The sequence below is a fragment of the Halomonas sp. NPDC076908 genome (assembly GCF_050269715.1).
Taxonomy (GTDB): domain Bacteria; phylum Pseudomonadota; class Gammaproteobacteria; order Pseudomonadales; family Halomonadaceae; genus Vreelandella.
This window is the reverse complement of the sequence record NZ_JBNNIW010000006.1, coordinates 81097-92783: the sequence shown is the minus strand read 5'-3', so window position 1 is coordinate 92783 and position 11687 is coordinate 81097. Positions and strand designations below refer to the sequence as shown.

General features: G+C 52.8%; 15 protein-coding genes. 4 read left to right on the top strand and 11 right to left on the bottom strand.

Going from position 1 to position 11687, the window contains the following annotated elements; translation table 11 throughout:
* Positions 1 to 12: 12 nt before the first annotated feature.
* The gene (gene yjgA, locus ACQKE4_RS05300; protein ID WP_290834228.1) at positions 13 to 534 is read right to left on the bottom strand and encodes a ribosome biogenesis factor YjgA; all 522 of its coding nucleotides are present in this window, start codon (positions 532 to 534) and stop codon (positions 13 to 15) included.
* 123 nt (positions 535 to 657) lie between these two features.
* Here yjgA and pmbA point away from each other — a divergent pair, with 123 nt between their 5' ends.
* Positions 658 to 1998 (top strand): metalloprotease PmbA, encoded by a 1341-nt coding sequence (gene pmbA / locus ACQKE4_RS05295; protein WP_427387230.1) that lies wholly within the window; start codon positions 658 to 660, stop codon positions 1996 to 1998.
* A gap of 16 nt (positions 1999 to 2014) precedes the next feature.
* On the opposite strand, the gene ACQKE4_RS05290 is transcribed toward pmbA, so the two are convergent.
* From ACQKE4_RS05290 to ACQKE4_RS05245, 10 genes are all read right to left on the bottom strand, one after another.
* Positions 2015 to 2284 carry an HPr family phosphocarrier protein gene (locus tag ACQKE4_RS05290; RefSeq protein WP_290834232.1) on the bottom strand — a complete coding sequence of 90 codons (270 nt, stop codon included), beginning with the start codon at positions 2282 to 2284 and terminating at the stop codon, positions 2015 to 2017.
* 45 nt (positions 2285 to 2329) lie between these two features.
* Positions 2330 to 3262 carry an RNase adapter RapZ gene (gene rapZ / locus ACQKE4_RS05285; RefSeq protein WP_427387229.1) on the bottom strand — a complete coding sequence of 311 codons (933 nt, stop codon included), beginning with the start codon at positions 3260 to 3262 and terminating at the stop codon, positions 2330 to 2332.
* Between the two features lie 86 nt (positions 3263 to 3348).
* Entirely contained in the window at positions 3349 to 3819 is a 471-nt protein-coding gene (gene ptsN, locus ACQKE4_RS05280; RefSeq protein ID WP_427387228.1) for a PTS IIA-like nitrogen regulatory protein PtsN, read from the bottom strand.
* 4 nt (positions 3820 to 3823) lie between these two features.
* On the bottom strand, positions 3824 to 4132 hold the full coding sequence (hpf, locus tag ACQKE4_RS05275; protein ID WP_071692811.1) for a ribosome hibernation-promoting factor, HPF/YfiA family: 309 nt from the start codon (positions 4130 to 4132) through the stop codon (positions 3824 to 3826).
* A gap of 97 nt (positions 4133 to 4229) precedes the next feature.
* Positions 4230 to 5645, bottom strand: coding sequence for an RNA polymerase factor sigma-54 (locus ACQKE4_RS05270; RefSeq protein ID WP_427387227.1), 1416 nt, complete (start codon positions 5643 to 5645; stop codon positions 4230 to 4232).
* Positions 5646 to 5768: 123 nt separating this feature from the next.
* Positions 5769 to 6518: an LPS export ABC transporter ATP-binding protein gene (gene lptB / locus ACQKE4_RS05265; RefSeq protein ID WP_427387226.1), complete on the bottom strand. Its 750-nt coding sequence runs from the start codon at positions 6516 to 6518 to the stop codon at positions 5769 to 5771.
* A gap of 11 nt (positions 6519 to 6529) precedes the next feature.
* Entirely contained in the window at positions 6530 to 7033 is a 504-nt protein-coding gene (gene lptA, locus ACQKE4_RS05260; protein ID WP_427387225.1) for a lipopolysaccharide transport periplasmic protein LptA, read from the bottom strand.
* 11 nt (positions 7034 to 7044) lie between these two features.
* Positions 7045 to 7614, bottom strand: a complete 570-nt coding sequence (gene lptC / locus ACQKE4_RS05255) for an LPS export ABC transporter periplasmic protein LptC (RefSeq protein ID WP_427387224.1) — start codon at positions 7612 to 7614, stop codon at positions 7045 to 7047.
* Positions 7615 to 8157: a KdsC family phosphatase gene (locus ACQKE4_RS05250; RefSeq protein ID WP_427387223.1), complete on the bottom strand. Its 543-nt coding sequence runs from the start codon at positions 8155 to 8157 to the stop codon at positions 7615 to 7617.
* A gap of 42 nt (positions 8158 to 8199) precedes the next feature.
* The gene (locus ACQKE4_RS05245; RefSeq protein WP_427387222.1) at positions 8200 to 9186 is read right to left on the bottom strand and encodes a KpsF/GutQ family sugar-phosphate isomerase; all 987 of its coding nucleotides are present in this window, start codon (positions 9184 to 9186) and stop codon (positions 8200 to 8202) included.
* 275 nt (positions 9187 to 9461) lie between these two features.
* On the opposite strand from ACQKE4_RS05245, the gene ACQKE4_RS05240 reads away from it, so the two are divergent.
* Genes ACQKE4_RS05240 through mlaD form a run of 3 tightly spaced genes read left to right on the top strand, consistent with a single transcriptional unit; the run spans position 9462 to position 11600 of the window.
* Positions 9462 to 10283 carry an ATP-binding cassette domain-containing protein gene (locus ACQKE4_RS05240; RefSeq protein ID WP_427387221.1) on the top strand — a complete coding sequence of 274 codons (822 nt, stop codon included), beginning with the start codon at positions 9462 to 9464 and terminating at the stop codon, positions 10281 to 10283.
* A 35-nt stretch (positions 10284 to 10318) separates the two neighbouring features.
* The gene (gene mlaE, locus ACQKE4_RS05235; protein ID WP_427387220.1) at positions 10319 to 11119 is read left to right on the top strand and encodes a lipid asymmetry maintenance ABC transporter permease subunit MlaE; all 801 of its coding nucleotides are present in this window, start codon (positions 10319 to 10321) and stop codon (positions 11117 to 11119) included.
* 16 nt (positions 11120 to 11135) lie between these two features.
* Positions 11136 to 11600, top strand: a complete 465-nt coding sequence (gene mlaD, locus ACQKE4_RS05230; RefSeq protein ID WP_427387219.1) for an outer membrane lipid asymmetry maintenance protein MlaD — start codon at positions 11136 to 11138, stop codon at positions 11598 to 11600.
* The last annotated feature ends 87 nt before the right edge of the window (positions 11601 to 11687 follow it).

Here is an 11687-nt window from a genome sequence, read left to right as displayed (position 1 = left end):
AAGGGGCTTTTTTTAAAGGGCTAAGGTCTCGCGCAGGTGTTTGAACAGCTTGCGTGAGCTGGTAGGCGGTTTGCCCTGTTCGCGCTCACGCTGAGCGTTGCGAATTAGTTGTCGTAGCGTTTGGCGGTCGGCATCGGGGTACTCTGCCATGAAAAGATCAACAGCATCATCGCCCTCATCAATTAAGCGTTCCCGCCATTTTTCGAGGCGGTGAAAAGCGTGGTCGCGTTGCTCCTGTTCTTGATCAATAGAGTCGAAGACGCCTTGAATGGCCGTGAGGTCTTCTTTACGAATTAATTTGCCGACGTACTGCATGTGCCGACGGCGGCCTTCATGGGAGCGTATGCGCGATGTTTCCTCGATAGCACGCAGCATATCGTCCGAGAGAGGAAAGCGGGCGCGCTCGGCTGGCCGCATAGCAATTAAAGTTTCCCCAAGTGCCTGTAAGGCATGCATTTCGCGTTTGAGTTGCGACTTGCTAGGGCGTTCTTCCTGGTCTTCTGTTTCAACAGGATCGGGACGTTGCTTTCGCATAATGTGACTCACTGACTAGATTCGTTGCAGCATTATACCAGCTGCGAGTACAACATTGATTAGCCGAAGACATTCTCTTGAAAGACGTTGGTTGAGAGACATTCGGTTGATAAAGGAGGTTATATGGCACAGGAATTTGATGCAGCGGCGCAGCAGTCATTATTGACCGCGCGGGCTGAAGAGGCGTTAGCGTTGGCAAAACGCTTAGGCGCGGATGCGGCTGAAGTAGGTGCAAGCGTTGACCAGGGCGTTGGGGTCAGCGTGCGCTTAGGTGAAGTAGAGACGGTTGAATTGTCGCGTGATCAAGGCATTGCCGTAACATTATATGTAGGTCAGCGTAAGGGCAGTGCATCATCTACCGATGCTAGCAGTGCCTCCATTCAGGCGGCCGTTGAGAAAGCGTTTGCTATCGCCCGATACACCGGGGAAGACCCGGCTGCTGGGCTGGCGGATGCTTCGCTAATGGCCACCGAACTGCCCGACCTAAAAGTGCACTACCCCTGGGCGTTAACAACCGATGAGGCGATTGAGCTAGCGCTTGCCTGCGAACAGGCTGGGCGTGAGGTTGAAGGGATTACTCAGTCCGATGGCGCTTCGCTCTCCAGCGGTGAAGGGGTTCGTGTCTATGCCAATAGCCATGGTTTTTTGGGCACTCAAAAAGGTAGCAGTCATTCTCTCTCCTGCATGCTGATTGCTCAGGATGCGGGCGGCATGCAGCGCGACTATGACTATACTTCTGGGCGAGATCCCCGCAGCTTGCGTGATCCTGCCGAGGTGGGTCAAGAGGCGGCTGCACGCACCCTGCGTCGGCTTGGGGCCAAGCGTCCCCCTACGGGTACGTTTCCAGTGCTGTTTGACCCCTCGTTAGCCGGTGGCTTGATAGGGCATTTACTTGGCGGTCTAGCCGGTGGGGCGTTATATCGGCAGGCGTCGTTTCTCTGCGATCGATTGGGAACGCCGCTATTTCCTGATTGGTTTAGCTTAGAGGAGCGCCCGATGGAAATCGGCGCTATGGCGAGTACGCCGTTTGATGGCGAAGGCGTGCAAACCCGCAATAACCGTTTTATCAATCAAGGCCGTATTGCAAGCTACATGCTGTCTTCTTACAGCGCGCGGCGATTAAATATGCAAACCACGGGGAATGCCGGTGGAGCCCGCAATGTTCGCCTGACGGCGCCATTACAGCCCCGTGATCACTTACTGAAAGAGATGGGGCGAGGTATTTGGGTAACGGAGTTAATGGGGCAGGGGGTCAACGGTGTTACCGGTGATTACTCACGTGGAGCAGCCGGCTTTTGGGTGGAAAACGGTAAGGTTCAGTACCCGATTGAAGAGTTCACTATCGCTAGCAATCTCGAGCGAATGTTTTCAGGATTGGTGGGGATAGGCGATGACACTGATACCCGCGGAAGTGTTCACACGGGTAGTTGGTTAGTTGATGCGATGACCGTTGCTGGTGACTAATAAGTAAAAGCGTAGCCTACTGATCTTCTTCAAATCGCGCTTCGAACAGCGCTTGAATTGCTTCAAGCGCTTGTTCTGCATCGTCGCCTTCAGCGTTGACTCTCAGCTCAGTGCCGCAGGGGGCGGCGAGCATTAGTAGCGACATGATATTGGCGGCGTCAGCGACCTGTTGCTGTTTATAAACACGTATTTTAGCCGTGAATTGTTGACCGCATTTGACCAGTTTGGTGGCCGCGCGGGCATGTAGTCCGCGCTGATTGGTAAGTGTGAGTATTCTTTCTGGCACCCTGGTTCCTTTTCGCCGAGTGGTGTCATTAATGGGTAGAAACGCTTAAGAAGTCTCTTGCCGTTTGTCGATGTGGGGGAGATTGGTTAACGGGAGCGCTGACTGATCGCTCAGCGTGTACTGCAAGCCTAACTCGCGATGACGCAGTTGCACCTCGCCCATTCGGGGTGCCAGCCTTTTCGCTAACTGTTCGACCATATACACCGAGCGATGCTGTCCGCCAGTGCACCCAATAGCTATGGTCATATAGCTGCGTTGGCTATTCTGGTAGGCGGGTAGCCAACGCTCAAGCCAAGCCTGAATATCATTGCTCATATCATCGACAATGGGATAACTGCTTAAAAAAGCCACAATGTTAGCGTCGCGGCCGGTAAATTGACGCAGCGTTGGATCCCAATAAGGGTTCGGCAGGCAGCGCACATCGAAGACCAAATCTGCATCCATGGGGACGCCGCGCTTATAACCAAATGATTCAAATGTTAGGGTAAGCTGATCGCGCCGCTGATGCGCGACCTGATCGGTAATGCGGCGACGTAAATCGTGTACCGACAATCGTGAGGTGTCGATCAGCAGGTCGGCCAAATCGCGAATGTCGTGTAGCGTTTCCTCTTCTTTATTAATTGCCTCTTCCAGCGTCATCTCGCTATCGCGGGTCAACGGATGCCTGCGCCGCGTCGCTGAGTAGCGTTCAAGAAGAATGCGAGCATCAGTGGTCAAATAAATGACTTGAAAATCTATTTGACGCTGGCGTAGCTCGTTCAATTGGGCGGGAAGGCGCTCTAGTGCGCCAGGCAAGTTGCGGGCATCAATGCTGACCGCCAAATGCGTGCGTTCGCCTTGGTCGCGTAATTCATCCACCAATGAACCCAGCAGCATGGCGGGAAGGTTATCAATGGCGTAGTAGCCAAGGTCTTCCAGCGCTTGTAAGGCGATGGATTTACCAGACCCCGAGCGGCCGCTAATGATCACCAGTTGCATTTAGACTCTCTTTGCTTTGAGCAGGCTGAGTTGATGGTAGCTACTAGACAAGCAGAGTTAGATAAGCAGAGTGCCTGAGACCATTGTTAGGGGGCTGACTGTTCACGAATTTTAGCGGTAATAAGATCGAGTAACTCGCGCTGGCTGCCTGCTTTGCGCAGTTGCTGGCGGGTATCCGCGTCATTCATGATAGTGGCCACTTGACCTAACAAGGACAGGTGCGTGTCATCTGCCTCTTCTGGTACGAGCAACACAAACACTAAATCAACTGGATCTCCGTCGATAGCATCAAAATCGATTGGCTCCGACAGCTTCAAGAAACCAGCGATTGGCGTTGAGCAGTGAGGGCTACGCGCATGAGGGATAGCCACACCGTTACCTATACCTGTACTGCCTAAGCGTTCTCTACCGATTAATCGGCTAAACACTTCTTGGCTATCTAGGCTGGGCGTGTTTTGGGCAATAAAGGTGCTGAAAAACTCCAGCACCCTTTTTTTGCTGCCCCCGGGCACATCGTATAGAACGCGTTCCGGGGGGAGTATGGTTTCCAACGTCATTGAATTAACGCACACCTGCGCCTTGGGCGCGAGCTTGTGCTTTTTCCTTGTGTTTAACGAGTTGACGATCAATTTTATCCGCTAAAGCATCAATCGCGGCATACATATCACTGTCGAGAGCTTCTGCATGTAGATCTGCACCTGCTGCGTGCAGTGTACAAGCGGCTTGCTGTCGCTCTTTTTCTACAGATAAGGTGACTTGCACCGTGGTTATATTGTCGTAATGACGCTCGACACGTTCAAGTTTTTCATTGACATAGTCACGCAAGGCGTCAGTCAGATCTACGTGATGACCAGTGATATTAACTTGCATTGACGTACTCCTTATCCATCGGACTGTACTTCGATTGTAACCCTTTTTGCCGCGTTGCAAAGCCCTTGTAGAGAGTTTACTTACTATTGATACAGCCTTAGCGTAAACGACGGCGTTCGCTAGAGGAGGGGATGCCCATGGCTTCGCGATATTTGGCTACCGTTCGGCGTGCAACCTGAATGCCACCCTCGTCTAAAAGCGTCACTAAACGGCTATCAGAGAGGGGTTTGCCAGGCGGCTCTTCGTTTATCAGCTTTTTTAGTCGTGCTCGAATGGCGGTGCTGGAGTGGCTATCGCCATCTTGACCGCTCACTTGGCTGGAGAAAAAGTATTTGAGTTCGAACACGCCGCGGGGCGTATGGATGTATTTCTGGGTAGTCACCCTAGATATGGTCGATTCGTGCATTTCTACCGCTTCCGCAATATCTGCCAATATCAGCGGCTTCATAGCCTCTTCGCCGTGTTCTAAAAAGCCAATTTGGCGGGTGATAATCTCGCGGCCCACGCGTAGCAGCGTATCGTTACGACTGGAAAGACTCTTAATTAACCAGCGCGCTTCTTGTAAATGCTCTTTTAAGAACTGATTGTCCTGACTTTTATCTGCGCGCTTAATCAAGCTTGCATAGTCAGGCTGAATACGCAGTCGTGGCAAGGCTTCTGGGTTGAGCTCCAGATGCCAGCCTTCGTTGTCGTGACGCACCACTAAGTCGGGAGTGATGTAGCTATCGTCAGTGACGCCATAAGCGCTTCCTGGGCGTGGGTCGAGACTGCGGATCAATAGGATGACATCGCCCAGCTGCTCATCATTTAGCCCCAGGCGGCGCTTTAATAAGCGCATATCGTCCTTACCAAGTGCTTCAAGAAATTGGCGGACAAGGCGGCGGGCAGGGACGAGTAGCGGTGTGTCATCGGGCAGTGCAGCCAACTGCAACATTAAGCATTCGCGCAGGTCGCGGGCAAAGATGCCGGTAGGTTCAAACTGCTGCAGTTTAAGCAGTATGGTCTCGATTTCGCGCTGGCTGAGGCCATCGATACCTTGGGCGCGCAGTCCTTCACGAATGTCGTTAAGCGGTTGGGTTAAATAACCATTGGCGTCTAGCGCATCGATCAGGCTTTCCGCAACTAAATGCTCACGGGGACTAAAATCGGTCATGGCGAGTTGCCACAGCAGGTGGCCGTGGAGACTTTGCCCTGCGGCCTGGCGCTCAAAGTCAGGGCCCTCGCCGCTGCTACCGCTCATGCTGCCCATGTCTTGGTAAGTATCCGACCAATCGCTGTCTACCGAAAGTTCGGTAGGGATACTCTCTGACCACTCTTCCTCTTTAGGCTCGCTGACAGCTTGTTCGCTGAACTCATCTTCTTGCTCCAGCATAGGGTTCGCGTCTAGCGCCTGCTGAATTTCTTGACGAAGGTCGAGCGTTGATAGTTGCAATAAGGCAATCGCCTGCTGCAACTGAGGCGTCATGGTCAGCTGTGTGCCGATACGCAACTGAAGAGAAGCTTTCATGACCATCTGAGAACCACTCGTTAATCGGAAAGGTTCACCCTAGTGCGAGTGGTGGCTGTGTGCAAGTGCAATAAGCATGCCATTGGTATAAAAATTATCGTAGAGCACTGATTAGAGGTGAAAAACAGCTTAGAGGCGAAAATCAGCACCCAAATAAACGTCTCGCACCTTCTGGTTGGTGAGAATTGACTCGGGAGAGCCACTGGCAATGATCTGGCCGTCGCCTACGATATAGGCGATATCGCAAATATCGAGGGTTTCACGTACGTTGTGATCAGTGATCAGCACGCCGATATGTCGCTGCTTTAGCGCACGAATAATGGTTTTAATATCGCCAACTGAGATGGGGTCAACCCCAGCAAAAGGTTCGTCAAGCAAAATAAAGGCAGGCTCCGTGGCTAGTGAACGGGCAATTTCGACACGTCGCCGCTCGCCGCCAGATAGGCTCATGCCTAAATTGTTGCGAATATGGGTGATATGAAAGTCTTCTAGCAAAGCTTCCAAGCGCGCTTCGCGCCCTGCACTGTCAAGCTCTTTGCGGGTCTCCAGAATCGCCATAATATTATCGCTAACCGATAGTTTGCGAAAAATTGACGCTTCTTGGGGAAGGTAGCCAATACCTGCCATTGCCCGCTCATGCATGGGTGCCCGGGTCAAATCCAGATCATCAATGCCGACCTTGCCCGCATCCGCTTTTACCAAGCCGACAATCATATAAAACGAGGTGGTTTTGCCTGCGCCGTTGGGCCCCAGTAAACCGACGACGCTACCTTGAGATATCTCCAGATTGATATCTTTAACCACCTGACGACGCTTATAGCTTTTAGCTAAGTGTTGGGCATAGAGGGTTTTTATCGGCGCAGTTTCAGCAGTTGCCACAAGCTGACTCCCTATTGTGCTGGCTGAAGGGTCATTCGGATGCGCTGCGGCTCGCTGCCGTCAACGTCTGAGCGTGCTTGAATCACTTCACGGTCAATAAAGTACTCCAACCGTCCACCGGTAAATCGATCATCCTCTTGGGTCAATTCAGCTTGATCAATTAACTCTACGCGGCGCTCTGCAACATGGTAAATGATGCGCCGGGCCCAGCCTTCAGTAGGGCCTTCCTGTCCTTCAGTTTGATGGCGCAGGTAGGCACGTTCGCCGGTAGATGTGGCAAGTGAGAGCTCACCTGCGTCGTTGCGTTGGATTTCCACACGATCACCTCGTAGCTGCATTTCACCTTGTCGAATATCGACATCGCCGGTGTAAACGGCAGTACCAGCACGTTGATCCAGGTCTAAGCGATCGGCTTCTACTTCCACCGGTGCCTGCTGCTGGGTAGGGCTGGACTGGGCCCCCGCAGATAGCGGTACCGCGAGCGCAATAAGAGCGGTGCAGATAAGTGTTTTCATGGCGACTCCTGTTAACGTTGTGTGGCAGGGGGGTGCGTGCCGCGCACATTGTCAGTTAAGCGGACCTGGCTATCGTTAAGCCATGCATCCATACGTGAAGCGCTCATCTGCTGTGGGGGCTGCTGCAGCAAAACGGGTGTTTCACTCCAAGCATGCTGATTTAGCCCATCATAGTGCAATAACTCTGTATCAAGTTGCCAGCCTTCGTCAGGGGCAATCAGTCGAGCTGAGCCGGATAGCACAAGGGCATGAGTGTTGGCGTTGAGTGTGCCGACATCGGCGTTGGCTAGCCATTGGCGATTTTCGCTGTCATACAAAATTGCTCTAGGCTCTTCTGACCAAGTTTCACCGCTTTGGGGAGTATGGATAAGGTGCGGTGTTTGCAGTGACTGTAAGGTATTGCCATTTTCCCCGAAAAGGGTAATTTCTGCATTTTCGAGCACATGGCCAGGTTCTTGTGCCTGTGCATCAGGGTCGATAGCTACTCGTTGAGGCCCGCCCGGTTCAAGCCAAACCAGCAGTGCTCCTAAGGCGATAACAAGCCCCGTTAGCCATACGCGAGTCTTAATTCGTTTAAGCATTTATGTGCGACCATGCAAATAGGTATCTAACACCGCCCCCCAATGGCCTTGAGCATCAAGCAGCGTGTCACAGATTTCGCGCACGGCGCCGTGTCCCCCTAGCCGCTCGGTGATCCAGTCGGCATGGGTGTGCATATAGTCCGGCGCGTTAGGAACGGTAATGCCAATACCGCAACGCTTGATGGCGGAGAGGTCAGGGAGGTCATCACCGCAATAGGCCACTTGCTCCAGTTCTAAATCCAGACGCTGGCAAAGGATACGCAACGTGGTGAGCTTATTTTCACAGCCTTGATAGACGTGGTCGATGCCGAGTGCTGCAGCGCGTTGGCTTACCATTGGCGAATCACGGCCTGTAATCAGGGCAACATGAATTCCCACCCGTTTTAGCAGTTTTAGGCCATGTCCATCCTGGGTATGGAAAGCTTTGATTTCGATACCGTCAGCTTGAAAGTAAAGTCGACCATCCGTCAGTACGCCATCAACATCCACCGCCAATAAGCGTACGCGGCGGAGCCGATCAAGTAGGGATGCAGGTAGGCTCATATAGTCTCCGTTAAGCAAGTCACTAAAACGTGTGGTTGTGGGTTAAATAACGCCGCTGGCGAGTAGGTCGTGCATATGTAGAGCGCCAATAGGTCGCTGTTGTTCATCCACCACTGCTAATGCTGTAATGCGGCTCTCTTCCATAATGCGTACTGCTTCTGCCGCTAGGATGTCGGGACCAATGCGTTTGCCAGGGCGCGTCATGACATCGTCGACGAGAACATCACGCAGGTTGTGAAAATGATCTAAGGTGCGCCGCAGGTCGCCATCGGTGTAGACCCCCGCTAAGCGGCCGTCACTATCCACAACGCAGGTGAAGCCCAGGCCTTGGCGAGTGATTTCTAACAAAGCATCGCGCAGCGGGCTGCCTAGCGCTATTTGCGGTAGCCGGGCGCCATCGTGCATTAGATCCCTTACCCGAAGCAGCAGCCGCTTACCTAGACTGCCACCAGGGTGGGAGAGCGCAAAGTCCTCAGCAGTAAAGCCCCGCGCTTCCAGGAGCGCCACTGCCAGCGCGTCGCCTAATGCAAGGGCTGCGGTAGTGGAGCTAGTCGGCGCAAGATCCAAAGGGCAAGCTTCGCGCTCAACGCCGCTGTTTAAGTGGGCATTGGCATGTTTAGCCAGCGTGGAGTTGGGGCGCCCCGTCATGCTGACCAGTGGGATACCCAAGCGCTTTAAGAGCGGTAAAAGCGCGGTAACTTCCGCCGTTTCGCCAGAGTTTGAAAGGGCAAGCACGACATCTGTGCGGGTAATCATGCCGAGATCGCCGTGGCTTGCTTCTCCTGGGTGGACAAAAAAAGCCGGCGTACCTGTGCTGGCAAGCGTTGCGGCAAGTTTGCCTGCTATATGGCCTGACTTGCCCATGCCGGTGACCACTACGCGCCCTTGGCAAGCGAGTATCAGCTCGCAGGCACGGTCAAAACTTTCGTCCAGCTTTTCCTGAAGGCCACCAATAGCAGCCTGCTCAATTTGCAGCGTACGCAGTGCGCTTTCGCGTAATAAGCTGGGTGGAGCGAGAGGCTGGCGCATAGGGATATCTCTTGACGATTGAAAATATAAAAGGATCCGGGCGCAAGAATAACATCTTGATCGTGCTTATAGGCACTAGTTAGCCATTGCCTTAATAAAGGTTGCGGGCTAAATGTTTTTTATATTAGCAGGAACACCCGTTCGCTCTGGGGTGTCTAGTAGAGTTATAGTACGTTGTTCGATAATGTTTTAGAAACGCTGTTTTTTAACTGCGGCGATAGTAAATAGGGTAATATAATGAGCCCCGGCTGCACCCGCTAAGAGTCAACTGATCTATGACAGATGCTCCTTTTATTGAAATCGAAGACCTCTATTTTTCACGTGGAGATCACGATATTTTCCGCGGCGTGAATATGACAATACCGCGGGGAAAAGTGACGGCGATCATGGGGCCTAGCGGTACGGGTAAAACCACGCTCCTCAAGTTGATTGGCGGACAGTTAGTGCCTGATAGAGGGCGAATTTTAATCGATGGGCAAGATGTGCACCGCCTCTCCCGAAAAGCGCTATTTACGTTGCGTAAGCGAATGGGGATGCTGTTTCAGAGTGGTGCGCTTTTCTCCGACTTAGATGTCTTCGAAAATGTTGCGTTTCCGCTGCGCGTGCACACAGATCTGCCCGACACCATGGTGCGCGATTTAGTATTGCTAAAACTTCAGGCCGTGGGTCTACGCGGTGCGCGTGAATTAACCCCCGCCGAGCTGTCGGGGGGCATGGCTCGCCGGGTGGCTTTAGCGCGCGCTATGGCCCTCGACCCTGAACTGATTTTATATGATGAGCCGTTTGTCGGTCAGGACCCTATCTCGATGGGGGTATTGGTTCAACTGATTAAACGCCTTAATCAAGCGCTGCAGCTGACGTCGGTGGTGGTTTCACACGATATTAAGGAAACATTGAGTATTGCAGACTACCTCTATCTAATCGCTGATGGTCAGGTGGTGGCTCACGGTACGCCGCAGACACTGGATATCAATCAGGATCCGCGGGTAAGTCAGTTTATTCATGGTGAGCCAGACGGTCCGGTACCATTTCACTACCCCGCAGAGGCATTTTATCGCGACATTTTAGGTGATGCCAGAGTGTCAACGTCAGGCTAAATGGACTAAAGCAGGGTAAATACAGGGCAGGGTAAATGCAGTCAAAATTTTCAAGCGGCATCGCACGTATTACCCGATTGGGGCGTCGTGGATGCGATTTAATGGAAGCGCTAGGGCGCGCCGGTGTCTTTCTGGCTCAGTCCGCGATTGGCTTCCCATCCCGAGAGGGTTGGCGACTGTGGCTACAGCAGATGCATTTTGTCGGCGTGCTGTCGTTGGCCATTGTGCTCGTGTCAGGGCTGTTTATTGGCATGGTGCTGGCGCTTCAGGGGTACACCATACTGGTGGACTTTGGCGCCGAGCAGGCGCTTGGTCAAATGGTGGCGCTTTCGCTTTTGCGCGAACTTGCACCGGTGGTGGCGGCGTTGCTGTTTGCCGGGCGTGCGGGCTCTGCACTGACCGCTGAGATTGGCTTGATGAAGGCCACCGAGCAGCTTACCAGTATGGAAATGATTGGTGTTGATCCACTGCGTCGCGTCGTGGCTCCAAGGCTTTGGGCTGGTTTTGTAGCGCTGCCTATTTTGACCGTGGGTTTTAGCGTGGTCGGTATATGGGGCGGTTATTTAGTTGGCGTTGAGTGGCTAGGCGTATTTGAAGGCTCCTACTGGAGCAACATGCAGGCAAACGTGGATTTTATCAACGATGTCGGCAACGGCATGATTAAAAGCGTGGTGTTCGCCGTGGTAGTCACATGGATCGCAGTATTCCAGGGCTATGACCTAGTGCCAACGTCTGAAGGTATCTCCCGCGCTACAACGCGCACAGTAGTGTATTCGTCGCTTGCAGTTCTGGGGCTTGATTTTGTACTGACTGCCGTTATGTTCGGCGGCCTTTGATGGGTGGAGCAGTTTCATGAGACGCAGTAAAACCATGGAGTTCGGTGTTGGCTTGTTTATGATTGCTGGCATCTTGGGGGTTGTTTTCCTCGGCTTGCGCGTTAGTGGGCTGACACTCTCCGCGCCTTCGCAGTCGTTTCAGCTGGAGGCTAATTTTGCCAATATTGGCGGTTTAAAACCTCGCGCTCGGGTCACCATGGCCGGTGTCACCGTTGGTCGGGTGGAAGCCATCGAGCTAGATGCAGAGTGGTACGATGCGCGGGTGGTATTGAGCTTGAACAGTGAACTAGAAGGACAGCTTTCCAGAGACTCCACGGCCTCTATTCTTACCGCAGGGTTGTTAGGTGAGCAGTACATCGGGCTCAGCGTGGGCGGTGATCCTGAGATGTTGGCAGCGGGCGACACTATCCGTGATACGCAGTCAGCGCTGGTGCTAGAAGAACTTATTCAGCAATTTGTGTCCAATATGGCAAGCAATTAAACGCTGTCCATACGATAAAGCGTTAGGAGATAAAGGTGATGAAAGGAATTAGTAGCGTGTTTGGTCGTCGGTTTTTTGCAGCAGCTG